This is a genomic window from Pseudomonas inefficax (assembly GCF_032164165.1).
GTDB classification, from domain to species: Bacteria; Pseudomonadota; Gammaproteobacteria; order Pseudomonadales; family Pseudomonadaceae; genus Aquipseudomonas; species Aquipseudomonas inefficax.
The window spans coordinates 1,996,912-2,021,503 of record NZ_CP134401.1 but is presented as its reverse complement, the minus strand read 5'-3'; the positions used below and the strand labels follow the sequence as shown (position 1 = coordinate 2,021,503).

At 62.5% G+C, this 24,592-nt stretch carries 25 protein-coding genes; 14 read left to right on the top strand and 11 right to left on the bottom strand.

All coding sequences use genetic code 11. From position 1 onward, the window contains the following. Positions 1-120: 120 nt before the first annotated feature. The gene (locus tag RIN61_RS09105; RefSeq protein ID WP_112253670.1) at positions 121-708 is read right to left on the bottom strand and encodes a cytokinin riboside 5'-monophosphate phosphoribohydrolase; all 588 of its coding nucleotides are present in this window, start codon (positions 706-708) and stop codon (positions 121-123) included. 349 nt (positions 709-1,057) lie between these two features. On the opposite strand from RIN61_RS09105, the gene azu reads away from it, so the two are divergent. Further along, positions 1,058-1,504 (top strand): azurin, encoded by a 447-nt coding sequence (azu, locus tag RIN61_RS09100; RefSeq protein ID WP_085627326.1) that lies wholly within the window; start codon positions 1,058-1,060, stop codon positions 1,502-1,504. 111 nt (positions 1,505-1,615) lie between these two features. Here azu and nadE read toward each other — a convergent pair whose 3' ends face one another. Together nadE and pncB are read right to left on the bottom strand one after the other, a co-directional pair. Further along, the gene (nadE, locus tag RIN61_RS09095) at positions 1,616-2,443 is read right to left on the bottom strand and encodes an NAD(+) synthase (protein WP_313856802.1); all 828 of its coding nucleotides are present in this window, start codon (positions 2,441-2,443) and stop codon (positions 1,616-1,618) included. A 3-nt stretch (positions 2,444-2,446) separates the two neighbouring features. Further along, positions 2,447-3,652 (bottom strand): nicotinate phosphoribosyltransferase, encoded by a 1,206-nt coding sequence (gene pncB / locus RIN61_RS09090; protein ID WP_112253668.1) that lies wholly within the window; start codon positions 3,650-3,652, stop codon positions 2,447-2,449. A gap of 525 nt (positions 3,653-4,177) precedes the next feature. On the opposite strand from pncB, the gene RIN61_RS09085 reads away from it, so the two are divergent. The 6 genes from RIN61_RS09085 to RIN61_RS09060 all read left to right on the top strand — a co-directional run bounded on the left by RIN61_RS09085 (position 4,178) and on the right by RIN61_RS09060 (position 10,740). After that, the gene (locus tag RIN61_RS09085) at positions 4,178-5,314 is read left to right on the top strand and encodes a branched-chain amino acid ABC transporter substrate-binding protein (RefSeq protein WP_075046518.1); all 1,137 of its coding nucleotides are present in this window, start codon (positions 4,178-4,180) and stop codon (positions 5,312-5,314) included. Positions 5,315-5,467: 153 nt separating this feature from the next. Further along, positions 5,468-6,382: an ABC transporter permease subunit gene (locus RIN61_RS09080; RefSeq protein WP_013974411.1), complete on the top strand. Its 915-nt coding sequence runs from the start codon at positions 5,468-5,470 to the stop codon at positions 6,380-6,382. Positions 6,383-6,384: 2 nt separating this feature from the next. Next, on the top strand, positions 6,385-7,689 hold the full coding sequence (livM, locus tag RIN61_RS09075) for a high-affinity branched-chain amino acid ABC transporter permease LivM (protein WP_112253667.1): 1,305 nt from the start codon (positions 6,385-6,387) through the stop codon (positions 7,687-7,689). Continuing rightward, positions 7,686-8,561, top strand: coding sequence for an ATP-binding cassette domain-containing protein (locus RIN61_RS09070; protein ID WP_010955466.1), 876 nt, complete (start codon positions 7,686-7,688; stop codon positions 8,559-8,561). The genes livM and RIN61_RS09070 overlap by 4 nt, the downstream gene beginning before the upstream one ends. Then, positions 8,558-9,274 carry an ABC transporter ATP-binding protein gene (locus tag RIN61_RS09065; RefSeq protein ID WP_015271986.1) on the top strand — a complete coding sequence of 239 codons (717 nt, stop codon included), beginning with the start codon at positions 8,558-8,560 and terminating at the stop codon, positions 9,272-9,274. The genes RIN61_RS09070 and RIN61_RS09065 overlap by 4 nt, the downstream gene beginning before the upstream one ends. Before the next feature lie 698 nt (positions 9,275-9,972). Next, complete coding sequence (locus RIN61_RS09060; RefSeq protein ID WP_013974408.1) at positions 9,973-10,740, top strand: SDR family oxidoreductase; 768 nt, start codon at positions 9,973-9,975, stop codon at positions 10,738-10,740. Positions 10,741-10,838: 98 nt separating this feature from the next. On the opposite strand, the gene RIN61_RS09055 is transcribed toward RIN61_RS09060, so the two are convergent. The 3 genes from RIN61_RS09055 to RIN61_RS09045 form a co-directional block, all read right to left on the bottom strand. After that, positions 10,839-11,936, bottom strand: coding sequence for an AGE family epimerase/isomerase (locus RIN61_RS09055; protein ID WP_252379083.1), 1,098 nt, complete (start codon positions 11,934-11,936; stop codon positions 10,839-10,841). Positions 11,937-12,111: 175 nt separating this feature from the next. Next, complete coding sequence (locus RIN61_RS09050) at positions 12,112-12,744, bottom strand: TetR family transcriptional regulator (protein ID WP_112253665.1); 633 nt, start codon at positions 12,742-12,744, stop codon at positions 12,112-12,114. Positions 12,745-12,866: 122 nt separating this feature from the next. Continuing rightward, positions 12,867-13,319, bottom strand: a complete 453-nt coding sequence (locus RIN61_RS09045) for a phage infection protein (RefSeq protein WP_313856791.1) — start codon at positions 13,317-13,319, stop codon at positions 12,867-12,869. Positions 13,320-13,659: 340 nt separating this feature from the next. On the opposite strand from RIN61_RS09045, the gene RIN61_RS09040 reads away from it, so the two are divergent. After that, complete coding sequence (locus tag RIN61_RS09040) at positions 13,660-15,726, top strand: AsmA family protein (RefSeq protein ID WP_112253664.1); 2,067 nt, start codon at positions 13,660-13,662, stop codon at positions 15,724-15,726. A 130-nt stretch (positions 15,727-15,856) separates the two neighbouring features. Here RIN61_RS09040 and RIN61_RS09035 read toward each other — a convergent pair whose 3' ends face one another. Then, positions 15,857-16,387: a ferritin-like domain-containing protein gene (locus RIN61_RS09035; RefSeq protein ID WP_112253794.1), complete on the bottom strand. Its 531-nt coding sequence runs from the start codon at positions 16,385-16,387 to the stop codon at positions 15,857-15,859. A gap of 47 nt (positions 16,388-16,434) precedes the next feature. Next, positions 16,435-16,776: an osmotically-inducible lipoprotein OsmE gene (osmE, locus tag RIN61_RS09030; protein ID WP_112253663.1), complete on the bottom strand. Its 342-nt coding sequence runs from the start codon at positions 16,774-16,776 to the stop codon at positions 16,435-16,437. 123 nt (positions 16,777-16,899) lie between these two features. Here osmE and RIN61_RS09025 point away from each other — a divergent pair, with 123 nt between their 5' ends. Beyond that, the gene (locus RIN61_RS09025) at positions 16,900-17,790 is read left to right on the top strand and encodes an esterase/lipase family protein (RefSeq protein ID WP_112253662.1); all 891 of its coding nucleotides are present in this window, start codon (positions 16,900-16,902) and stop codon (positions 17,788-17,790) included. On the opposite strand, the gene RIN61_RS09020 is transcribed toward RIN61_RS09025, so the two are convergent. Next, positions 17,787-18,659 (bottom strand): DMT family transporter, encoded by an 873-nt coding sequence (locus RIN61_RS09020; protein ID WP_112253661.1) that lies wholly within the window; start codon positions 18,657-18,659, stop codon positions 17,787-17,789. The genes RIN61_RS09025 and RIN61_RS09020 overlap by 4 nt on opposite strands. A gap of 226 nt (positions 18,660-18,885) precedes the next feature. On the opposite strand from RIN61_RS09020, the gene RIN61_RS09015 reads away from it, so the two are divergent. The 3 genes from RIN61_RS09015 to RIN61_RS09005 all read left to right on the top strand — a co-directional run bounded on the left by RIN61_RS09015 (position 18,886) and on the right by RIN61_RS09005 (position 21,103). Beyond that, the gene (locus tag RIN61_RS09015) at positions 18,886-19,674 is read left to right on the top strand and encodes an AraC family transcriptional regulator (RefSeq protein ID WP_112253660.1); all 789 of its coding nucleotides are present in this window, start codon (positions 18,886-18,888) and stop codon (positions 19,672-19,674) included. 62 nt (positions 19,675-19,736) lie between these two features. Next, on the top strand, positions 19,737-20,024 hold the full coding sequence (locus RIN61_RS09010) for a PsiF family protein (RefSeq protein ID WP_003258250.1): 288 nt from the start codon (positions 19,737-19,739) through the stop codon (positions 20,022-20,024). Positions 20,025-20,095: 71 nt separating this feature from the next. Next, complete coding sequence (locus tag RIN61_RS09005; protein WP_112253659.1) at positions 20,096-21,103, top strand: AI-2E family transporter; 1,008 nt, start codon at positions 20,096-20,098, stop codon at positions 21,101-21,103. Between the two features lie 134 nt (positions 21,104-21,237). Here RIN61_RS09005 and RIN61_RS09000 read toward each other — a convergent pair whose 3' ends face one another. After that, positions 21,238-22,509, bottom strand: a complete 1,272-nt coding sequence (locus RIN61_RS09000; RefSeq protein ID WP_207877177.1) for an Hsp70 family protein — start codon at positions 22,507-22,509, stop codon at positions 21,238-21,240. A gap of 164 nt (positions 22,510-22,673) precedes the next feature. Between RIN61_RS09000 and cbpA the strand changes: the two genes are divergently transcribed. Together cbpA and RIN61_RS08990 are read left to right on the top strand one after the other, a co-directional pair. Beyond that, a complete protein-coding gene (cbpA, locus tag RIN61_RS08995) occupies positions 22,674-23,627 on the top strand; it encodes a curved DNA-binding protein (protein WP_207877179.1) in 954 nt (317 codons plus the stop codon). A 2-nt stretch (positions 23,628-23,629) separates the two neighbouring features. Next, on the top strand, positions 23,630-23,935 hold the full coding sequence (locus tag RIN61_RS08990; RefSeq protein WP_025340803.1) for a chaperone modulator CbpM: 306 nt from the start codon (positions 23,630-23,632) through the stop codon (positions 23,933-23,935). A gap of 126 nt (positions 23,936-24,061) precedes the next feature. Here the strand turns inward: RIN61_RS08990 and RIN61_RS08985 are convergent, their stop codons facing one another. After that, a complete protein-coding gene (locus RIN61_RS08985) occupies positions 24,062-24,577 on the bottom strand; it encodes a GNAT family N-acetyltransferase (protein ID WP_215520473.1) in 516 nt (171 codons plus the stop codon). Between the last annotated feature and the right edge of the window lie 15 nt (positions 24,578-24,592).

The following is a 24,592-nucleotide window of genomic DNA, read 5'->3' as shown; positions in this document are numbered from 1 at the left end:
CTTGAAAGCTACATGGAACCCTGTGGGAGCGGGCGTGCCCGCGAATGCGATGGTGGATTCACTGCCGCATTCGCGGGCACGCCCGCTCCCACAGGTTAGGTGTTCGGCCTGCTGATCGTATCAGTCAGGCTTCCTGTCGACCCACTTCGGCGCCACCGGCGCAACAAAGCTGTCCATCCCGTCCAGCAGCTCATCAGGCTGTTGCCCCAGCAGCAACATCGCCCGATGCTGCGGCCGCACAAAGCCTTCTTCGACGATATGGTCGAGGAACCCGCCCAGCTTGTCGTAGAAGCCATTCACATCGAGCAGTCCCAGCGGCTTGGCGTGATAGCCCAATTGCCCCCAGGTCCATACCTCGAACAACTCTTCCAGCGTACCCAGCCCACCGGGCAGGGCGATGAAGGCATCGCTAAGCTCGGCCATGCGGGCCTTGCGCGCGTGCATGCCATCCACCACTTCCAAGCGAGTCAGGCCCTTATGGCCGACTTCAGCGTCCAGCAGGCTCTGTGGAATGATTCCTACCACTTCGCCACCGGCTGCCATGGCCGCATCGGCCACCACGCCCATCAGGCCGACTGCGCCGCCGCCATAGACCAGTGTCAGGCCGCGACGGGCGATCGCCTGCCCCAGCGCGATGGCTGCTTCACGGTAGGCGGGGTTGGCACCAATGCTGGCGCCGCAGAACACACAAACGGAACGTACGGGCATTGCTCATCTCCAGTCACTCAGGCTGACAGGGTAAGGGCCATGTCCTACAGTTCCAAGGCCGGTTTCACTCCGGCCGGGAGAATTCACATATGGCGCCAGTCGCTCCATGGGCGTAGGCCGCCAGCAGGCTGTTCATCAAGCTACCAAGGGTCATTTCGTATTGCTCCTAAATGAGAGGTTGTCCCATCGTCCAATAAAAGGGCATGATGTGCTCTTAGATTGGTTGTATACAATCGATTGAACAATTCAACTGGCTGGCCGCTTGCCGCCCCTTTGACTCATGTCAGCAGGGGGCTGAACGGTTTCAGGCAGTCTCGCAATTGATAAAACCCTGCCAAGGAGATTCATGATGTTTGCGAAAGCTGTAGCGGTATCCCTGCTGACCCTCGCCAGCGCCTCCGTCTTCGCCGCCGACTGCAAAGTCACTGTCGATTCGACTGACCAGATGTCGTTCAATACCAAAGAGTTCACTGTCGACAAGAGCTGCAAGACCGTTGAAATCGAACTGACCCACGGTGGCAAGCTGCCGAAGAACGTCATGGGCCACAACCTGGTGATCAGCAAGACTGCCGACATGCAGGCCATCGCCACCGAAGGCATGACGCAAGGTCTGGAAAAGGACTACATCAAGGCTGACAACGCAGCGATCATCGGCCACACCAAAATGATCGGTGCCGGTGAAAAATCCAGCATCACCCTGGACACTTCCAAACTGGAAGCGGGCGGCGATTACAGCTTCTTCTGCACCTTCCCGGGCCACATCTCGATGATGAAGGGCAAGGTCGTCGTCAAGTAATCAAAGGCTGACGGTGAACCCTGTGGGAGCGGGTTCACCCGCGAATGCGTCGGTGGCTTCACCATCGTATTCGCGGGTGAACCCGCTCCCACAGGTCCTTCTATAGCCTTATCAAGGGGCGAACGGCAGTTCGCGCTTGTGCTGGGTCTTGCGGTAGGTGGCAACGATGATGTCGAACGCTTCCTGGTCAACCGGCTGCCCGTGCAGGAAGGCATCGATCTGCTGGTAGGTGATGCCATGTGATGCTTCGTCCGGCTTGCCTGGCGCAAGGTCTTCCAAGTCCGCAGTTGGTACCTTCTCCACCAGTGACTCCGGCGCGCCAAAGCTGCGCGCAATTGCCCGCACCTGGTTCTTCACCAGGCCGCTCAGCGGCGCCAGGTCGCAAGCGCCATCGCCAAACTTCGTGTAGAAGCCCATCACCGCCTCGGCGGCATGGTCGGTGCCGATCACCAGGCCTGCACGCGCGCCGGCAATGGTGTACTGGGCGACCATGCGCATGCGCGCCTTCACATTACCCACCACGAAGTCCACCAGGCTGGGCGAGCCACCCTTGAGCGCTTCAGTCTCTGCAGCAAGCGCCTTGACCGCTGGCGCGATGTCGATGGTGTGCACTTCATCGGCCTTGATCACATCCAGGCAAGCCTGGGCGTCGTGCTCGTCATGCTGAACGTGATAGGGCAGGCGCACCGCGATGAAGGTGTAGGCCTTGTCGCCGGTTTCGGCGCGCAGCTCATTGATGGCACGCTGGGCGAGCAGGGCGGCGGTCAGCGAGTCGACGCCGCCGCTGATGCCCAGCACCAGGGTCTTGAGCCGGGCGTTGGCCAGGCAATCCTTGATGAACGCCACGCGCCGGGCCACTTCGGCCTCGAGCGTGGCGGCGTCGGCGAACGGCGGCTGTACCTTCAGCGCCTGGGCAATCTCTTGCTGAACCGCTTGCATGGGTTACTCCTTGCTGGGGACTTTGAATACATGGCGCATGTAGGCGACGAAGTTCTCGTCGCGGCATTGGGTCTTGGCGGCTTCGTCCGAGATCTTCGCTACCGGCGCGCCGTTGCAGTCGGTCATTTTGAGCACAATGCTCATCGGGGCCACACCCGGGATATCACAGGTCAGGTTGGTGCCGATGCCAAAGCTGACATTGATGCGACCGCGCAAGGCTCGGAAGATTTCCAGCGAGCGGGTCAGGTTGAGACCGTCGGAAAACACCAGGGTCTTGGTCATCGGGTCGATACCCAGTTTCTGGTAATGGGCAATGGCCTTTTCCGCCCAGGCCACCGGTTCGCCGGAGTCGTGGCGCAGGCCGTCGAACAGCTTGGCGAAGTACAGGTCGAAATCGCCGAGGAAGGCATCCATGGTGATGCAGTCGGTCAGGGCGATGCCGAGCAGGCCGCGGTACTCGCGCACCCAGCAGTCCAGTGCGGCGATCTGGCTGTCGATCAGCCGCGGGCCGAGTTGCTGGTGGGCCATGATCCATTCATGGGCCATGGTGCCCAGCGGCTTGATATCCAGTTTCCATGCCAGGTCGACATTGCTGGTGCCGACGAAGCGGCCCGGGAAATCGTCGCGCAGCACGCGCACCACTTCTTCCTGCACACGGCTGGAAAAGCGCCGGCGAGTGCCGAAGTCGGCCACCTGCATTTCGGCCAGTTCATCATCAGTGGCATGTGCGCGTAGCCAGTCGAACTTGCGGTACAGCTGGTCGCGGGCCTCTGCCAGGCGCATGCGCGGGTGCAGATGGCGGTTGCGCACTTCGCTGATGATCGCCAGCAGCGGCACTTCGAACAGGATCACATGTAGCCACGGGCCTTTGAGGCGCAGGAACAGCTGGTCGTTTTCTATCCCCAGGCGTACGTAGCGCAGGTTGAAGCGGAACAGGCGCAGAAAGCGCAGGAAGTCAGGCTTGAGGAAGCTGATGCGTTCGAGGAAGGCCAGCTGGCCGTCATCCAGGGTCAGGTCGCTGAGCAGTTCGAGCTGGTTGCGGATCTCGCCGAGGTAGGGGCGCAGGTCCTCGCCGTTGCGACAGCGGAATTCCCATTCGACGTCGGCGTCCGGGTAGTTGTGAAGTACGCCCTGCATCATGGTGAGTTTGTAGAAGTCGGTGTCGAGCAGGTTGTGCACGATGCGCTCGGCGAATGCGCTCTCGCTCATCAATGGGGCTCCGGAAGCGGCGAATGGCGGACATTGTGCCAGCCTTTTGCGGCTTGTTGGGCCTGTACCGGCCTCTTCGCGGGTAAACCCGCTCCCACAGGTACTGCACCGCCCTTGAACCTAGTGGGGGCTCTGTGGGAGCGGGTTTACCCGCGAAGAGGCCGGAACTGCCAAAACCGCGTGTTTTTCCGTGCACCAGCTAGCCTTGAAACGGTGCCGCCTGTAGCAGTCGCGCACCAGCTGTGTGCAGTTCGGTGACGTCCGCTGTTACAGGGCGGTTGCACGTAAACACTTGCCAGGGTTGCAATGATGGCACTCGATGGTTGCTCCTTGTCTGTACGTGTGGTGGCGCCTGCCGCATGGCAGACGGTTGCACGCTCAATAAAGAAAAGGCCGTCGGTCGCCTGGCGCCAACCTGTAACGGGTGTTTTTCCGAAAGACAAAACCTATGGCACGGCCCTTGCTCGGAGCACAGGGCTGAGAAGTTGTAGTGCCAACCAAAAAAAACTCTAGGAGCACCACCTCATGTCGCAGACGTTTTACAAGAAAGGTTTCCTGGCTCTGGCCGTAGCTACGGCACTGGGTGTTTCTTCGTATGTTCAGGCCGACGTCAAGATCGGTGTAGCGGGCCCGATGACCGGAGCCAACGCAGCGTTTGGCGAGCAGTACATGAAAGGTGCGCAGGCAGCGGCCGACAAGATCAACGCCGCCGGTGGCGTGAACGGCGAGAAAATCGTCCTGGTCAAAGGCGATGACGCCTGCGAACCGAAGCAGGCCGTGGCCGTGGCCAACCGCCTGGTCGACCAGGACAAGGTGATCGGTGTGGTCGGCCACTTCTGTTCGTCCAACACCATCCCGGCCTCCGAGGTGTATGACGAGGCTGGCGTCATTGCCATCACCCCGGGCTCCACCAACCCACAGGTCACCGAGCGCGGCCTGGGCGCCATGTTCCGCATGTGCGGCCGTGACGACCAGCAGGGCATCGTCGCCGGCGACTACATCGTCGACGTGCTCAAGGGCAAGAAAGTCGCGGTGTTGCACGACAAGGACACCTACGGCCAGGGCCTGGCCGACGCGACCAAGGCACAGCTGGAGAAACGCGGCGTCAAGCCGGTGCTGTACGAAGGCCTGACTCGCGGCGAGAAGGACTTCAGCGCCGTGGTCACCAAGATCCGTTCCACCGGTGCCGACGTGGTCTACTTCGGCGGCCTCCATCCGGAAGCCGGCCCGCTGGTGCGTCAGCTGCGCGAGCAGGGCCTGAAGGACGTCAAGTTCATGTCCGATGACGGCATCGTCACCGACGAACTGGTGTCCACCGCCGGCGGCGCGCAGTACGTCGATGGCGTGTACATGACCTTCGGTGCCGACCCGCGCCTGCTGCCAGACAGCAAGGCCGTGGTGGAGGAGTTCCGCAAGGCCGGTACCGAACCTGAAGGCTACACCCTGTACGCCTACGCCTCGCTGCAGGCTTTGGCTGCCGCATTCAACGGTGCCAAGTCGAACAAGGGCGAAGCTGCTGCCGAGTGGCTCAAGGCCAACCCGGTGCAGACCGTCATGGGCGAGAAAAAGTGGGACAAGAAGGGTGACCTGACCGTGTCCGACTACGTGGTCTACCAGTGGGATGCCCAAGGCAAGTACCACCAGCTGGAAAAACAAAAATAACAACGGCCCATGGCCCGGGCGCGTCAGCCCGGGCCAAAGCCCCGCGGTACCTGTCTTTATCCGTAGATCTGCACAGTTCTGCGCTGCGAGGGCCGCCTGTCCCAGGCCCGCCGTGGTCGGCGCTCGTGCAATCTCAATAGGTGAGATTGCGTTATGGATGGTATTTTCCTGCAGCAACTGGTCAACGGCCTGACCCTCGGGTCGGTCTATGGCCTGATCGCCATCGGCTACACAATGGTCTATGGCATCATCGGCATGATCAACTTCGCGCACGGCGAGGTTTACATGATTTCCGCGTACCTCGCGGCGATCAGCCTGGCATTGCTGGCTTATTTTGGTATCGAGTCGTTCCCCCTGTTGATGCTGGGCACCCTGTTGTTCACCATCGTCGTCACCGGCGTATACGGCTTCACCATCGAACGCATCGCCTACAAACCCCTGCGCAACTCTACCCGCCTGGCACCGCTGATCAGTGCCATCGGCATCTCGCTGATCCTGCAGAACTACGCGCAGATCAGCCAGGGTGCGCGCCAGCAAGGCGTGCCGACCCTGCTTGAAGGCGCCTGGCGCGTCGAAGTGGGCACCGGCTTCGTGCAACTGACCTACACCAAGATTTTCATCCTGGTGGCAGCCTTCGTCGGTATGGGCTTGCTCACCTACGTGATCAAGTACACCAAGCTCGGCCGCATGTGCCGTGCCACCCAGCAAGACCGCAAGATGGCCTCGATCCTGGGCATCAACACCGACCGGGTCATCTCCTACGTGTTCGTCATCGGTGCGGTAATGGCTGCCTTGGCCGGCGTGCTGATCACCATGAACTACGGCACCTTCGACTTCTACGCCGGCTTCATCATCGGTATCAAGGCGTTCACTGCCGCAGTACTCGGCGGCATCGGCTCGCTGCCTGGCGCCATGCTCGGCGGGATCATCCTGGGCATTTCCGAGTCGCTGTTCTCTGGCCTGATCAACTCCGATTACAAGGACGTATTCAGCTTCTCGCTGCTGGTGATGATCCTTATCTTCCGCCCACAAGGCCTGCTGGGTCGCCCGCTCGTGGCTAAGGTGTGAACATGTCCATTGCCAAAACTGCCGCTGTAAGCGAAACCAACAAGGGTTTCGACCTTAAACGCAGCTTGCTGGAGACCATCGTCGCCGGCCTGCTGGCACTCATCGTGTTTGGCCCGGTCGTCGGCGTGGTGCTCGACGGCTACACCTTCAATGCCGAGCCGCGGCGTGTGGCGTGGCTGGTCGGCGGGGTGATGCTCGGGCGCTTCCTGCTCAGCCTGTACCTGCAGACAGCCGCCGGACGGCGCATGCTGGAAGGCTTCGATAGCGGCGGCTCGGGCGTGCATGTGCGCGCGCCGAACTACGTGTCGCGCCTGCGCTACATCATCCCGGCGCTGGTGGTGATCGCCATCGTCTTCCCGATCTTCGCCAACAAGTACCTGCTGACCGTGGTCATTCTCGGCCTGATCTACGTGCTGCTGGGCCTGGGCCTGAACATCGTGGTCGGCCTGGCCGGCCTGCTCGACCTGGGCTACGTGGCGTTCTATGCCATTGGCGCGTACGGCCTGGCGCTGGGTTACCAATACCTTGGCCTGGGCTTCTGGAGCGTGCTGCCACTGGCGGCCATCGCTGCGGCGCTGGCGGGGTGCATACTCGGTTTCCCGGTGCTGCGAATGCATGGCGATTACCTGGCGATCGTGACCCTGGGTTTTGGCGAAATCATCCGCCTGGTGCTGAACAACTGGCTGTCGTTCACCGGTGGCCCGAATGGCATGCCGGCGCCGGCACCGACCTTCTTTGGCCTGGAATTCGGCCGCCGGGCCAAGGACGGCGGGGTGCCGATCCATGAGTTCTTCGGCTTCGATTACAACGCCAACCTCAAGTTCGTGTTCATCTACGCGGTGCTGTTCATCGTCGTGCTGGCCGTGCTGTACATCAAGCACCGCCTGACCCGCATGCCGGTCGGCCGTGCCTGGGAAGCGCTGCGCGAAGACGAGATCGCCTGCCGCTCGATGGGCCTGAACCACGTGCTGGTCAAGCTCTCGGCCTTCACCCTGGGTGCCTCTACCGCAGGCCTGGCAGGGGTGTTCTTCGCCACCTACCAGGGCTTCGTCAACCCGTCGTCGTTCACCTTCTTCGAATCGGCGCTGATCCTCGCCATCGTCGTGCTTGGCGGCATGGGCTCGACCGTGGGCGTGGTGATCGCGGCGTTCGTGCTGACCGTGGCGCCGGAGCTGCTGCGCAGCTTCTCCGAATACCGGGTGCTGCTGTTCGGTGTGCTGATGGTGCTGATGATGATCTGGCGACCGCGTGGGCTGATACGCATCAGCCGTACCGGTGTGACCCCGCGTAAAGGAGTGGCGCCATGAGCGACGATATCATTCTCTCGGTCGACAACCTGATGATGCAGTTCGGTGGCATCAAGGCGCTCAGCGATGTCAGCCTGAAGGTCCGGCGTAACCAGATCTTCGCCCTCATCGGCCCCAACGGCGCCGGCAAGACCACTGTATTCAACTGCCTGACCGGCTTCTACAAAGCCAGTGGCGGGCGCATCGAACTGAACGTGCGCGGCAGCCATACCAATGTCATCCAGCTGCTCGGCGAGCGCTTCCAGGCGGCCGATTTCGTGTCGCCGGCGCGCTTTGCCAACCGCATGTACTACAAGATGTTCGGCGGTACCCACCTGGTCAACCGTGCCGGCCTGGCACGCACCTTCCAGAACATTCGCCTGTTCAAGGAAATGTCGGTGGTGGAGAACCTGCTGGTGGCCCAGCACATGTGGGTCAACCGCAACTTGCTGGCCGGGGTGCTCAACACCAAGGCCTACCGCAAGGCCGAGAGCGACGCACTGGACCATGCGTTCTACTGGCTGGAAGTGGTCGATCTGGTCGATTGCGCCAACCGCCTGGCCGGTGAGCTGTCGTACGGCCAGCAGCGCCGTCTGGAGATTGCCCGGGCCATGTGCACGCGGCCGAAGATCATCTGCCTGGACGAACCGGCGGCTGGCCTGAACCCACAGGAAACCGAGGCCCTAAGCCGCATGATCCGCGTGCTGCGTGACGAGCACGACATCACCGTGGTGCTGATCGAACATGACATGGGCATGGTCATGAGCATTTCCGACCATATCGTGGTGCTCGACCACGGCAATGTGATTGCCGAGGGTGCGCCGCAGGATATCCGCCACAACCCGACGGTGATCGCCGCCTACCTGGGTGCCGATGAAGAGGAGCTGGTATGAGTGCACCCATTCTCGAACTGAAGGACCTGGACGTGTTCTACGGCCCGATCCAGGCGCTGAAAAAGGTCTCGATGCACATCAACGAGGGCGAAACGGTCAGCCTGATCGGCGCCAACGGTGCCGGCAAGTCGACCCTGCTGATGTCGATCTTCGGCCAGCCGCGTGCGGCATCAGGGCATATCGTGTACCGCGGCACCGACATCACTCGCAAGTCGTCGCACTACATTGCCTCCAACGGCATTGCCCAGTCGCCGGAAGGGCGCCGGGTGTTCCCCGACATGACCGTCGAGGAGAACCTGATGATGGGTACCATCCCCATCGGCGACAAGCATGCCGACGAAGACATGCAGCGCATGTACGAGCTGTTCCCACGTTTGAAGGAGCGGCGTAACCAAAGGGCCATGACCATGTCCGGAGGCGAGCAGCAGATGCTGGCCATTGCCCGCGCGCTGATGAGCCGGCCAAAGTTGTTGCTGCTGGATGAGCCATCGCTGGGGCTGGCACCGATCGTGGTCAAGCAGATCTTCTCGACCTTGCGCGAACTGGCCAAGACCGGGATGACCATCTTCCTGGTGGAGCAGAACGCCAACCATGCGCTTAAACTGTCGGACCGGGCTTATGTGATGGTCAACGGGCAGATTCGCATGAGTGGGACGGGGCAGGAGCTGCTGGTCAACGAGGAAGTGCGCAACGCCTATCTCGGCGGGCATTGAGTTGCATTCGGGGGCCGCTTTGCGGCCCATCGCGACACAAGGCCGCTCCTACAGGTGATCTGCGATTCCATGTGGCATCGCGGCCCCTTGTAGGAGCGGCCTTGTGTCCCGATGGGCTGCAAAGCAGCCCCGATTCCAAATGTGGACAACTTGTCGCGGGCCTGCCTCCATACACTCCAGCATCCCATCTCAAGCCCTTGTTTCCACAGGCCCGATCTTTTCCACGGATAATGTGGAACCGCCTGTGGAAAACATGGTGGCATCTCGCTCAAGCCCTTTGATAGCAAGCCCTGCAGCTTCATGATCATTTTTTGATCACAAGCGCCTTGTGGATGATTTTCCCAGGTTTTTCAAAGCCCTGCATTCATTCCAAGGCTCGCGCAAAGCCTGTGGATAACCCTGTGAAAAAACCTTGGACAGACCGCTGCAGGCAGCATGCTTGAAAGCCCTGCGCCATCACCGAAGAGATATCCACCGACCGCAAGTCGCTGAAAGGGTTCCGCACCGTGGACAAGTTGCCCCCAATCCGTGGGGAAAGGCTTGTGGATAACGTGCGCATAGCTGCTGCCGAGCCCTCTGCTGCAAGGCTTTGCTGCATGTGATCAAAAAATGAACAGTGGCGCGGGCGGGTTGCTGCAAGCGCCCGGCGCGGGCATGCTGCAACACTGCCGATGACAACCCACCGTGAGGAACAGAGCATGACGTCCACCGTATTCATCACTGGCGCGACTTCCGGTTTCGGCGAGGCCACAGCCCGCCGCTTCGCCGAAGCCGGCTGGAAGCTGGTGCTCACTGGCCGCCGCAAGGAGCGCCTGGATGCCCTGTGCGCCGAACTGTCGGCCAAGACCGAAGTGCACGGCCTGGTGCTCGACGTACGTGACCGCAAGGCCATGGAGCAGGCCATCGCCAACCTGCCGGCCGGCTTCGACAAGTTGCGCGGCCTGGTCAACAACGCAGGCCTGGCGCTGGGTGTGGACGCGGCGCAGAACTGCAGCCTGGACGACTGGGAAACCATGGTCGACACCAACATCAAGGGCCTGATGTACACCACCCGCCTGCTGCTGCCACGGCTGATCGCCCATGGCCGTGGGGCGTCGATCCTCAACGTGGGTTCGGTGGCGGGCAACTACCCGTACCCGGGCAGCAACGTGTACGGCGGCACCAAGGCCTTCGTCGGCCAGTTCTCGTTGAGCCTGCGCTGCGATCTGCGGGGTACGGGTGTGCGTGTGAGCAACATCGAGCCGGGCCTGTGCGAGAGCGAGTTCTCGCTGGTGCGCTTCGGCGGTGACCAGGCCAAATATGACGCCACCTATGCCGGTGCCGAGCCGATCCAGCCGCAGGACATTGCCGAGACCATCTTCTGGATCCTCAACCAGCCGGCACATATCAACATCAACAGCCTCGAGCTGATGCCGGTGAGCCAGGACTGGGCAGGGTTTTCGATCGACCGGTCGGTCAAGGGCTGATCCGAGGGCCTCTTCGCGGGTAAACCCGCTCCCACAGGTACTGCACCGGTTTCAGAGCAGGCGCTATCCCTGTGGGAGCGGGTTCACCCGCGAATGCGTCAGCCCAGGCGCTGCAGCCCTTCCAGGCAAGTCGCCAAATGGTAGGGCGTAGTCGAAGGCATGTCATGCCGGCTGACACTGCCTTGCCCATCCCGGCACTCATACCAGCCCGCTTCACGCAGGAACCGTATTTCCAGCGCCTGCAGCTGCCCGGCCAGCTTCGCCTCGCCTCCTGTCCGCAAGACCAACGCACGCAGATACTCCGCCTGTGCCCAGATCCGCTGGGTGGCGTCGAGCACCTTGCCGTCTGCATCCAGCATGGCCAGCACCGCCGCATCCTTCACCCCGTACTGCTCGGCAAAGCCAAAGGCCCGGTCGATGGACGCATGCAGCGGCGTATCACGCAGCAATGGCGAGGTATGCAGCAGATAGAACCACTCGAACTGGTGCCCCGGCTCGAACCAGTTATCCACAGCGCCGCGTGGCTTTTCCAGCATCAGGCCGTGGGCCGGTTCGATGAAGTGCGCCTGCAGCGCCTCGCACAGTTGCAGCAGCGATTGCCGAGCGTGCTCGTCCTCACGCACCGCCAGCACTTGCAGGAAGGCTTCGGCCAGGTGCATCTGCGGGTTTTGCAGCGGGCCGCTGCCAAGGTCTGCCCAGTCTGCAGCGAGGCTGGCTTCGTACAGGCCATCGTCGCGGGCGAACTGCTGGTCGATGATGTCCAGCGCGGCGTTCAGCGTGGACTCCACCAGGTTTTCACGCACCTTGCCCCAGTAATGCGCACAGGCGAAGACGATGAAGGCGTGGGTGTAGAGGTCCTTGCGCCGATCCAGCGGTTTGCCCTGGGCGTCGATGCTGTAGAACCAGCCGCCGTGTTCGGCGTCATGGAAGTGCTTTTGCAGCGAGCGGAACAGGGCGGCCGCACGCTCGGCTGCGCCCGGTTGCCCGATGCGGCTGCTGAACAGGTACAGCTGGCGCGCGCAGGCCATGGCCCGGTAGCGCTGCACCGGCAATGGCTGGTGCTGGGCGTCCAGGGCTTCGTAGGGCAGGGCCATGTCGGCGTTCCAGCCCGGGCCTTGCCACAACGGCACGATGCGTTCGGCGAAGTGCTGGTTGAAGCGGGCCAGTTCGGGCAGGGTGGGGCGGGGGTCGGACATTTCGGCGCTCGTCGCTGTCGGGCAGGGCGCCATGGTAGCAGAACTGGGTTGTGGGTAGCCTGTGCCGGCCTCTTCGCGGGCACGCCCGCTCCCACAGGATCACCACAAGGTTCGAGCAATGCGGGGTACCTGTGGGAGCGGGTTCACCCGCGAAGAGGCCGGCACAGGCTACCGATCAGCCCGGGTTGCCAAGCCCCTGCCAATGCCGCGCACCCACGAAGATGAAGCGCAACTGCTGGGTGATCTTTTCCTGCGGTGTCAGCGCCTGTGGGTAACCCGCTTCGGGGCTGTCGATAAGCTCGGGCAGGGTGGCGAACACGGTCTTCACCACCAGGTCGGCCATCACCGCCAGCGCGGCGCTGTCCAGGTGCTGCCAGCGCTTCATCCGCGCAAGGTCGGTGGCCAGGTCGTCGCTGATGTCCTGGCGCAGGCGGGCAATGGCCTGGCGTACGGCATGCGAACCGCCGTACTGCTCACGGGCGAGGAACAGAAACTGCGCACGGTGGGCGGCGACTACGTCGAGGAAGATGCGCACCGATGCGTCAGTGATACCGCCCAGTTCGAATTCGTTCTGGCGCACCAGGCGGATGGTCTGGCGGAAGGTAGTGTCGACCTCGGCAACCAGGGCCAGGCCAAGGGCGTCCATGTCGGAAAAATGCCGGTAAAAGCCGGTAGGTACGATGCCGGCCGTCTTCGCCACTTCGCGCAGGCTGATACTGCCGAAACCACGGCCACTCTCCATGAGCTGGCAGGCAGCATCGAGCAGGGCCTGGCGGGTCTGTAGCTTCTGTTCGGCGCGCGGCAGCATGGTGCGGGCTTCTGTGGCGGTAAGGCTGGGCACTCTAGTTAAAAAAACAAAGCCCGGTCAATGGACCGGGCTTGGAGGGGAGCAGGCGTTGTGACAGAAGTTGTTGTTTTCGGCCATGGTGATCAGCTCACACGGCTGAGTTCAACCAGGCGATCGGAGCCACCTTCGGCAACGCGGCCACTACGTTCGATCAGGCGATCGGAGCCACCTTCGGCAACGCGGCCACTACGTTCGATCAGGCGATCGGAGCCACCTTCGGCAACGCGGCCACTACGTTCGATCAGGCGATCGGAGCCGCCTTCGGCAACGCGGCCACTACGTTCGATCAGGCGATCGGAGCCACCTTCTGCAACGCGGCCAGTACGTTCGATCAGGCGATCGGAGCCACCTTCGGCAACGCGGCCACTACGTTCGATCAGGCGATCAGCACCGCCTTCGGCAACAGTTTTCAGCGGCTGGGCAATTTCAGCTGCGCTGGAGCGCGATTCGGCGCTCAAATGTTGCTCGTCGGCTGGCAGGGCAAAAGCGTTGGCAGCCAGGATGGACAGGGTCAGGGTCAACAGATGGCGTTTCATGATTCGGTGCTCCTCTCGGGGGCTGGAAAGTGGGTACGGAGCCAATGCTACGCCGGGTAACGCCAGAGAGAAGTTCATACGGGTAATGGTAACAATCGACCGTATTGATAGAGGTCAGAAGCTGCTCTAGATGGTGCTTTTCAGGTCATTTGATGGCAATTTGATAGACTCCTTTCCGAGTAACACGCCTGCTCTGGCGCGACGAATTGCTGAGCAAAAGGCCAGGAAAAACTTCGCTATCATGGCGCCATTGATAAAACCCCACGGGTTTTCATCAGTCCGAGATATTGAGCGCCACCGCTGCGCCTGTTCTGTGCCATACCGCAAGGAGAATCACGCAATGACGCGTCCCGCCAGAATCCTCGTCTGGACCTTCACCAGCCTGCTGACCCTGCTGGCGATCCTGGTGGTGGTGATCGCCACCTTCGACTGGAACCGCGTCAAGCCCCTGCTCAACGAGAAAGTCTCCGAGGCCCTGCAGCGGCCTTTCGCGATCAATGGTAACCTTGCCGTGGACTGGCGCACCGAACCAGAAGAAGGGGGCTGGCGTGCCTGGGTGCCTTGGCCGCACTTCATTGCCGAAGACCTGACCCTGGGCAACCCCGATTGGCTCAAGGAACCGAAGATGGTCGGCCTGGAGCGCGTGGCGTTCCGCCTGGCGCCGCTGCCCCTGCTGTTCCAGCAGATCAGCATCCCGCGCATCGACCTGACCAAGCCCACAGCCAGCCTCACCCGCCTGGCCGACGGCCGCGCCAACTGGACTTTCGACTTCGGTCCCAAGGATGAAAATGCGGAGCCTTCCAAATGGCAGCTGGATATTGGTGCCATCGGCTTCGACCAGGGCAATGTCAGCTTCGATGACCAAACCCTGAAAACCAGCATGAAGGTGCAGATCGACCCGCTGGGCAAGCCTGTCCCATTCAGCGACATCGTCGGCAAGGCCAGCGCCGAGAAGACTGGTGCTGCGCAGGACTATGCCTTCGGGCTCAAGGCCCAGGGCCGCTACAAAGGCCAGCCGGTGTCCGGCACTGGCAAGATCGGCGGCCTGCTGGCCCTGCAGGACGCCAGCCAGCCGTTCCCGCTGCAGGCTGACGTGCGTATCGCCGACACTCATGTGGTACTCGCCGGTACCCTGACCGACCCGCGCAACCTCGGCGCCCTCGACCTGCGCCTGCGCCTGTCCGGGGCCAGCCTGGGCAACCTCTACCCGTTGACCGGCGTAACCTTGCCCGATACCCCGGCCTATTCCACCGACGGCCACCTCAGCGCCAACCTGCACGCGGCGCAAGGGGCCACCTTTAACTACCAGGGTTTCAACGGCAAGATCGGTGACAGCGATATCCATGGCGACCTGGCCTTCGTTGCCAGCCAGCCACGGCCCAAGCTGTCCGGTAACCTGGTATCCAACCAGTTGCTGTTCAAGGACCTGGCGCCGCTGATCGGCGCCGACTCCAACGCCGAGCAGAAGGCCCGTGGTGGTGCCAGCAAGCAGCCGACGGGCAAGGTGTTGCCGGTGGAAGAGTTCCGCACCGAGCGCTGGCGCGCGATGGACGCTGACGTCACCTTCGCCGGCAAGCGCATCGTGCACAGCGCACAACTGCCGTTCAACGACCTTTCGGCCCACGTGATTCTGGAAGACGGCCTGCTGCGCCTGGAGCCCCTGCGTTTTGGCGTCGCTGGCGGCAACCTGGCTTCCAGGATCCGCCTGGATGGCCGCAACGTACCGCTACAGGGTCGTGCCCGGCTGACGGCGCGGGGCTTCAAGCTCAAGCAGTTGTTCCCCTCCTTTGCGCCAATGCAGACCAGCTTCGGTGAGTTGAACGGCGATGCCGATATCACCGGCCGGGGCAACTCGGTGGCCGCCTTGCTGGGCACCGCCAATGGCGACCTGCGCATGCTCATCAACGATGGCGCCATCAGCCGCAGCCTGATGGAGATTGCCGGGTTGAACGTGGGCAACTATGTGGTCGGCAAGCTGTTTGGCGATGAGGATGTGAAGATCAATTGCGCGGCGGCTGATGTTGGTATCAAGGATGGCCTGGCGACAACGCGCCTGTTCATCTTCGATACCGAGAACGCGATCATCTACATCAACGGCACGGCCAATTTCGCCACTGAGCAGCTGGACCTGAAAATTACCCCTGAATCGAAAGGGTTGCGGCTGTTCTCGCTGCGCTCGCCGCTGTATGTGCGCGGGCCGTTCGCCAAACCCAGTGCCGGGGTGCAGGCGGTGCCGTTGGCCTTGCGCGGCGCGGGGATGGTGGCGTTGGGCGTGGTGGCCGGGCCGGCTGCGGGGTTGCTGGCGCTGATTGCGCCTAGCAGCGGGGATGATCCCAACCAGTGCACGCCGCTGTTGCAGCAGATGAAAGCCGGCAAGGCGCCAGCGGTGGTGAAAGAGCGGAAATAGCAGGGGGGCCGCTTCGCGGCCCATCGCGACACAAGGCCGCTCCTACAGGTATTTCACAGCCCTCAAGACTTGTGGAGTACCTGTGGGAGCGGCCTTGTGTCGCGAAAGGGGCGCAAAGCGCCCCCAAGAATCACAAGCCTTGCAACAGGTCGGACATATCGTCCGCGTGCTCTTCTTCCTGCGCCAGGATGTCTTCAAAAATCCGCCGCGTAGTCGGATCTTTATCCCCAATGTACCGAATGATTTCACGATAGCTATCGATGGCGATCCGCTCCGCCACCAGGTCTTCCAGCACCATCTCTTTCAATGAAGTGCCCGCCACATACTGGGCATGAGACCGTTTGCTGAGGTTGTCCGGGTTGAAATCCGGCTCTCCACCTAACTGCACGATCCGTTCGGCAAGCTTGTCGGCGTGCTCGGCTTCCTGGTTGGCATGCTCGAGGAACTCATCGGCAGCCACGCTGGCCTTGATGCCGCTGGCCATGAAGTAGTGGCGTTTGTAGCGCAATGTGCAGACCAGCTCGGTGGCCAGGGCTTCGTTGAGCAGGCTGATGATTTGCTCGCGGTCAGCCTGGTAACCCTCGGTCACGGCCCCGTTCTCGACATGCTGGCGAGCTCGTTCGCGAAGCGTTTGCACATCAGTCAGTTCAGTCGCATTCATGTTCATCTCCGAAAGCATCAGGGTGGTCATGGCAGGTCCTGTGAAAGTTATGCGCCGTGGGCAGCGTCGCTGTCTTCCTGGCGTTGCTTGCAGGTCTTGAAGCCTTTGGCATCGACATGGCCAGTGGCGTCGAAGCGCACGTAGTAGGGCTGCTGGTGGCCGTCATGGTTGAGGATGTAGTCGTTGCAGGTGCCGCCATGGGGAAGGTCGATGACGTTGGACGGGCTGCCGCCGATGGCGATGACTTTCTGCATGGTCATGCCGTTTTCCACCTGCTTGACCAGCGGCTCGTCGCGGTAGGTGACGTAGTCCACCGGGTTTTCCGGGCGGCTGCCGCAGGCGGCGAGGGTGGCGCTTGCCAAAAGGATTGCCAGGGTCTGCTTGTACATGGTCCCGCTCCTTGCAAAGGGTATGTGTGGTTTGGAACCGCAGCGCGCGCCGGGAGTTCGATTGCGATGGTCATCAAGGTCGCTGTAGTGTTGGCCGATCGTCCACGGAAAGGGGCTGGGGCAATGCAGCAGGAATTGGCCACGCGATACCCATTGGTTCTGGTGCCGGGCATGCTCGGTTTTGTCCGCGTCGTGCTCTACCCCTACTGGTTCGGCATCGTGCCGGCCCTGCGCAAGGGTGGGGCGCAGGTGTTCCCGGTGCAGGTTTCGCCGCTGCATTCCAGCGAGGTGCGCGGCGAGCAGTTGCTGGCGATCATCGAAGACATCTGCCAGCGCACCGGTGCGCAAAGGGTCAACCTCATAGGCCACAGTCAGGGCGCCTTGAGCGCGCGCTACGCGGCCGCCAGGCGGCCCGGGCGGGTGGCTTCGGTCACTTCGGTGGCGGGGCCCAACCATGGCTCGGAACTGGCCGACTACCTGGAGCGCACGGCACCGGGCGATTCCCCGCAGGGGCGTATCCTGAAGGCTGTGCTGCATGGCTTGGCCGTGCTGCTGGTGTGGCTGGAAACCGGCTGGCGCCGCGACCCGCTGCCGGTGGATGTACACGCCTCGCACCAGTCGTTGACCAGCGCCGGGGTGGCGCTGTTCAACCAGGCTTATCCACAGGGCTTGCCAGACACCTGGGGCGGGGAAGGGGCCTATGAGGTCGATGGCGTGCGCTATTACTCCTGGTCCGGCACCTTGCAGCCCGGCCTGACCGACCAGCGACGCAACCGTTTTGACGGCAGCAGCCACTTCTGCCGCCTGTTCGCGCGCAGTTTCGTCAAGGAAAAGGGCCATTGCGACGGTATGGTCGGGCGCTTCAGTTCGCACCTGGGGCAGGTGATCGGCGACGATTACCCGCTCGACCACCTGGATATCGTCAACCAGTCGCTTGGTGCGGTGGGCAAGGGTGCCGAACCGGTGCGGCTGTTCATCGAACATGCCGCCCGGCTCAAGGCGGCAGGGCTCTAGCGACGGATCGGCGTTGTCCAGCGCTCGGCCAGCACTACGCCCACCAGGGTCAGCAGGCCACCCACGAGGTGATAGCGGGCCAATTGCTCGTCGAGCACCACGGCGGCGATCAGTGCCGTGACCAGCGGCAGCAGGTTGAAGAACAGCGTGGTGCGGCTGGGCCCCAGGCGTTGCACGGCCTGCATCCACACCAGGGGCGCGATCATCGAGGCCAGCACGCAGGCGTACAGCACCAGGCCGATGTTGCGGCTGTTCAGGCCGGTCTTGTCCGACAGCAGGAACAGCGGCAGCAGCACGACGATGGCTACCAGCACCTGCAGGTACAGCAACTGCATCGGCGGCAGGCGTAGCTGCCATTTCTTCAGCAGGAAGCTGTACAGCGCGTAGGCCAGTGTGGCCACGAGCATCAGCAGGTCGCCGCTGTTCAGGCCTTGTTGCAGCAGGCTGGCGGGGTGGCCGGCGCTTACCACTTCAAGCACACCGAGAAATGACACCAGCGCGCCCAGCAGAGCGCCGTAGCTCAGGCGCTGCCCCAGCCAGGCGATGGACAGTGCCAGTGACATCAGTGGCATCAGCGAGAGGATGATGCCCATGTTGGTGGCGCTGGTGATGCCGGCGGCGAAGTAGGCCAGGCTCTGGTACAGCGCCATGCCCAGCACGCCCAGCACGAAGACCTTGCCCAGGTGCGGGCGGATGGCCGCGCGATTGCGCCACACGGCGGGCAGCAGGAACGGGGTGAACAGGAACGCGGCCAGCAGCCAGCGGTAGAAGCCGATCTCGGCGGGGTGGATGGCACCGGCGGACATCTTGGTGACCACGGTGTTGCCGGCCCAGATCAGGATGGCGGTCAGGGGGAACAGGTAGTTCATGTAGCGGTTTACTCGTTTTGGACTGATTGGGGCTGCTTTGCAGCCCATCGCGACACAAGGCCGCTCCTACAGGTATCGCACTGGCCCGGAAGGCAACGCGGGTCCCTGTAGGCGCGGCCTTGTGTCGCGATGGCCTGCGCAGCAGGCCCCGATGCCAGCCATTATCAACTGTCTGTCAACAAGCCTATACTTCTATCCAGACAACTCACCCCGCAAAGCAGACAGCATGCCGCGCAAATACCTCGACATTCCCCAGTTCAGCCAACTCCCGGCCCCGGTGTACTTCCGCCACGACGAGTTCGGTGCCGACACCCGCAGCGCCCTGCATCGCCACGCCTGGGGCCAGCTCAACTACACCGCCCACGGCGTGATGCACCTGGAGGTCGCCGGCCAGCACTTCCTGTCGCCACCGCAATACGCCGTGTGGGTGCCGCCCGACACCGAGCATGGCTGCTACAACCCACAGGCCATCGTCTACCGCTCGGTCTACCTGGAACGCAGCCTGTGCGCCGCACTGCCGCAGCAACCATGCAGCCTGATGATCAGCGACATCCTCAAGGCTATCCTCGCCGACTTCGCCCGACGCGACCTGCGGGTGGCCGAGGGCGAGCGCGACCAGCGCCTGGTGCAGGTGCTGGTCGACCAGCTGCTGCTGGCGCCCACCCAGGCCTGCTACCTGCCGTTTGCCCACAGCGAAGGCTTGCGCCAGGTGCTCGATGCCCTCGGTGCCGAGCCGGGCGACAACCGCCCGCTGGCCGGCTGGGCTGCCCAGGTGCATGTCAGCGAACGTACCTTGGCCCGCCAGTTTCTGCGCGAACTGGGTATCGGTTTTGGCGAATGGCGCCTGCGCCTGCGCTTTTTGCGCGCCATCGAAGCGCTTGAGGCCGGCCAGCCGATCCAGGCCATCGCCTTCGACCTGGGCTACAGCAGCGCCTCGGCGTTCATCGCCATGTTCCAGCGCCAGGCCCGGTGCACACCCGAGCATTACCGTCGCCAGGCACGGGCAGGGCGTTGAGAATCTTGGCTACACTCAGCTCGACCCCCGTGCATAGGGCGCGGAGCCAAGGAGACTACTCCATGAAAGTGCTGCAAATCCCCTTACTGGTATTGGCGGTGTTGTTCAGCGCCCAAGGCTTCGCCGCCAATACCGCGCAGCAGGAAAAGATGAAAACCTGCAACGCCGACGCCACCGCCAAGGCCCTCAAGGGCGATGAGCGCAAAGCCTTCATGAGCACCTGCCTGAAGAAGGATGTGCCACAAACCCAGCAAGAGAAGATGAAAACCTGCAACGCTGACGCCACCACCAAGGCACTGAAGGGTGACGAGCGCAAAGCGTTCATGAGCGACTGCCTGAAGAAGAAATGACCTGCGCCTATGCCTGCAGGCGTAAGGCTGGCAGACTGCGGGTCTTTCCCGTTGTCTGCCGTTGAGGCTGTATGACCTTCACCCCCCGCCAGGTCACCCTGGCCAGCTGGATCATCGTGTTTGCCGGCCTGTTGCTGGCGTTGCCCCTGAAGTTGCTGCCAAGCCTGCTGGCCGGCTTGCTGGTGTTCGAGCTGGTCAACATGCTGACGCCGCGGCTGCAGCCGCTGATCGCCGGGCAGCGTGCGCGGTGGCTGGCAGTGGCGCTGCTCGGCACGCTTGTGGTCAGTACCCTGACCCTGCTGTTTGCCGGTGCTTTCAGCTTCCTGCTGCACGAGGCGGAAAACCCCGGTGCCTCGCTGGACAAGTTCATGGCCCTGGTGGAACGTGCCCGCGGGCAGCTGCCGCCGTCCATCGAAAGCTACCTGCCGGCCAGTGCGGCGGAGTTCAAGGTGGCCATCGGTGACTGGATCAAGAGCCACCTGAGCGACCTGCAGCTGGTCGGCAAGGGCATGGCGCACATGTTCGTCACCCTGCTGATCGGCATGATCCTCGGCGCCATCGTCGCCTTGCAGCGCATCCCCGACATCTCCCGGCGCAAGCCGCTGGCGGCGGCGCTGTTCGAGCGCCTGAGCCTGCTGGTGCAGGCGTTTCGCAACATCGTCTTCGCGCAGATCAAGATTTCGTTGCTCAACACTACGTTCACCGGCATCTTCCTCGCCGTGGTGCTGCCGATGTTCGATGTGCACCTGCCGCTGACCAAGACGCTGATCGTGCTGACCTTCCTGCTGGGCCTGCTGCCGGTGATCGGCAACCTGATGTCCAATACCCTGATCACCATCGTCGGCCTGTCGCTGTCGATCTGGGTGGCGGCGGCGGCGCTGGGTTACCTGATCGTCATCCACAAGGTCGAGTATTTCCTCAACGCGCGGATCGTCGGCGGGCAGATCAGTGCCAAGTCGTGGGAATTGCTGCTGGCGATGCTGGTGTTCGAGGCGGCGTTCGGGCTGCCTGGGGTGGTGGCAGGGCCGATCTACTATGCCTACCTGAAGAGTGAGCTGAAGCGGGCCGAACTGGTCTGATTGTTTGTTGGCCTGTGCTGGCCCTTTCGCGGGTAAACCCGCTCCCACAGCGATCGCACAAACCTCAAGACTTGTGCAGTACCTGTGGGAGCGGGTTTACCCGCGAAAGGGCCGGCACAGGTTAGACAGTCGGCTCAGGCCAAGCCGTAACGCTTGCGCGCCTCGATGGCCAGCCCGCTACCAATGCTGCCAAAGATGTTGCCTTCCACATGCCGCGCATTCGGCAGCATCGCCGACACACTGTTGCGCAGCGCCGGAATCCCGCTGGAACCGCCGGTGAAGAACACCGTATCGACCTGGGCCTCGCTCACTCCCGCCTTGGCCAGCAGATCGCTCACGCTACCACGCACCCGCTCCAGCAAACCTTCGATCGCCTCTTCGAATAGCGCGCGGGTCAGTTCCGCAGTCAGCTCGGGCTCGACTCGCCCCAGGTCGATACGGCGGCTGTCCTGCTCGGTCAGCTCGATCTTGCTGGCTTCCACTTCCATCGCCAGCCAGTGCCCGGCGCGCTGCTCGATCAGCTTGAACAGGCGGTCGATACCGAAGCTGTCCTCGATGTCATAGCGCATGCTGCCCAGCGCCAGCTGCGACTTCTGCGAGTACAGGGCGTTGATGGTGTGCCAGGTGGCGAGGTTGAGGTGATAGCTGGTCGGCATCAGCGCGCCGCTCTTCATGCGGCTGCCGTAGCCGAACAGTGGCATCACACCCTGCAGGCTCAGTTGCTTGTCGAAGTCGGTACCGCCAATGTGCACGCCGCCGGTGGCGAGGATGTCGCTCTGGCGCTCGGCGACCAGGTGGCGCTCGGGCGACAGGCGGATCAGGGTGAAGTCCGAGGTACCACCGCCGATGTCGACGATCAGCACCAGTTCTTCGCGGCTGATGCTTGACTCGTAGTCGAAGGCCGCGGCAATCGGCTCGTACTGGAACGACACGTCCTTGAAGCCGATCTTGCGCGCCACTTCGGCCAGGGTGTCCTCGGCCTCCTGGTCGGCGGCCGGGTCTTCGTCGACGAAGAACACCGGGCGGCCAAGCACTACCTGCTCGAACTCACGCCCCGCAGCGGCCTCGGCGCGTTTTTTCAGCTCGCCGATGAACATGCCCAGCAGGTCCTTGAACGGCAGGGCGCTGCCCAGCACGCTGGTATCGTGCTTGATCAGCTTGGAACCCAGCAGGCTTTTCAGCGAACGCATCAGGCGGCCTTCGTAGCCTTCCAGGTACTCATGCAGTGCCAGGCGGCCATAGACCGGGCGACGCTCCTCGATGTTGAAGAACACCACCGAGGGCAAGGTGATCTTGCCGTCTTCCAGGGCAATCAGCGACTCGGCGCCGGGGCGGTGCCAGCCGACCGTCGAGTTGGAGGTGCCAAAGTCGATGCCCAGGGCGCGGGCCGGGGATACGTCAGACATGGGAAATGAGCTTCCGGAGGCAAAACGGCCGCGCAGTGTATGCCAGTTGGCTACAGAATCAAGACCGGTCGTCTGCCATGGAGCAAACCCAAGGCGGTCTTGAAAGGCTATGCTTGACCCCTATCTTCTCTTGCAACACGCACATTCACATTGGTGATCCATAGATGGACTTCAAAGACTATTACAAGATACTCGGCGTAGAGCCCACGGCGGACGACAAGGCGATCAAGGCCGCGTACCGCAAGCTGGCGCGCAAGTATCACCCCGATGTCAGCAAGGAGCGCGACGCCGAGGAGAAATTCAAGGAGGCCAACGAGGCCTACGAAGTGCTGGGCGACGCGCAGAAACGTGCCGAATTCGACGAAATCCGCAAGTATGGCGGCCAGCATGGCCGGCCGTTCCAGGCACCACCGGGCTGGGAAAGCCGCGGCGGTGGCGGTGGTTTCGAAGGCGGTGATTTTTCCGACTTCTTCAGTTCGATCTTTGGTAGCCGGGGGGGCAACCCGTTCGGTGGTGCCCGGCAGCAGCAACGCAGCGCCGGCAGGCGGGGGCAGGACGTGGAGCTAGAACTGGCGGTATTCCTTGAAGAGACCCTGAGCAAGGAGTCCAAGCAGATCAGTTTCCAGGTGCCGCAGACCAATGCCATGGGCCAGCGCACCGGCTTCACTACCAAGACCCTGAACGTGAAGATCCCGGCCGGGGTGACCGACGGCGAGCGCATCCGCCTCAAAGGCCAGGGCGCGCCGGGCATTGGCGGCGGGGCCAATGGCGACCTGTTCCTGACCATTCGCATGGCACCGCATCCGCTGTTCGATGTCGAAGGTCATGACCTGATCATCACCGTGCCGCTGGCACCGTGGGAGGCAGCACTGGGCGCCAAGGTGGCCGTGCCGACCCTGGACGGCAAGATCAACCTCACCATCCGCCCCGACAGCCAGAGTGGCCAGCGCCTGCGCGTACCGGGCAAGGGCCTGGCCAACAAGAGTGGCGAGCGCGGCAACCTTTACGCGCAACTGAAAGTGGTCATGCCGCCTGCATCCGACGAGTCTGCCCGCGAACTGTGGACCAAGCTTTCCGAGAAGGCTGCGTTCAACCCGAGGACACAATGGAGTAAGTGATCATGAGCAGCACCCTGATCGTTCAACTGGACATGCGTACCTTGTGTCAGGAGGCCGATATCACGGCTGACTGCGTGATCGAAATCGTCGAGCACGGCATTGTCGAACCTTCCGGCCGAACGCCGGAGGACTGGTTGTTCGACGATCAGGCGCCGTTGCTGGCCAAACGTGCGGCGAAGCTGCATCAGGAGCTGGAACTGGAGTGGGAAGGGGTGGCTTTGGCGCTGGAGCTGCTGCAGGAAGTGCAGCAGTTGCGCAGCGAGAACAACATGCTGAGGCAGCGGTTGGGCAGGTTTACCCAGATGTGAGGTTTGCAGGCCCGGCCTCTTCGCGGGTGAACCCGCTCCCACAGGAATCGCACGATTCCTGAGATGTGTGCAGTACCTGTGGGAGCGGGTTTACCCGCGAAGAGGCCAGTACAGGCAAAATCAAATTCAGCTTGGTTCTGCCCCCGGATCCAGCACCAGCTGCATGAAGGTCAGATCCAGCCACCGGCCAAACTTCACCCCCACCTGCGGCATCTGCCCGGTCACCACGAAGCCCAGGCGTTCGTGCAGGCGCACCGACGCTGCATTGCCGCTCTCGATAGCCGCCACCATCACATGCTTGCCACACTCGCGCGCGCGCTCGACCAGCGCCGCCATAAGCACCGGCCCCAGCCCCTTGCCACGCTGGTCGCCACGGATATACACCGAATGCTCGACGGTAAGGCGAAAGCCCTCGAATGGCCGCCAGTCGCCAAACGACGCATAGCCCAGCACCCCACTCTCATCCACCGCCACCAGGATCGGGTAGCCCTGCTGTGCCCTTGCATCGAACCAGGCCTTGCGGTTGGCCAGGTCCACCGGTGTTTCGTTCCAGATCGCCGTGGTGTTGCGCACCGCGTCGTTGTAGATGTCGAGGATGCCCGGCACATCGGAAAGCAGGGCGTCGCGGATTTCATGACTCATGACAGCGTCTCGCAG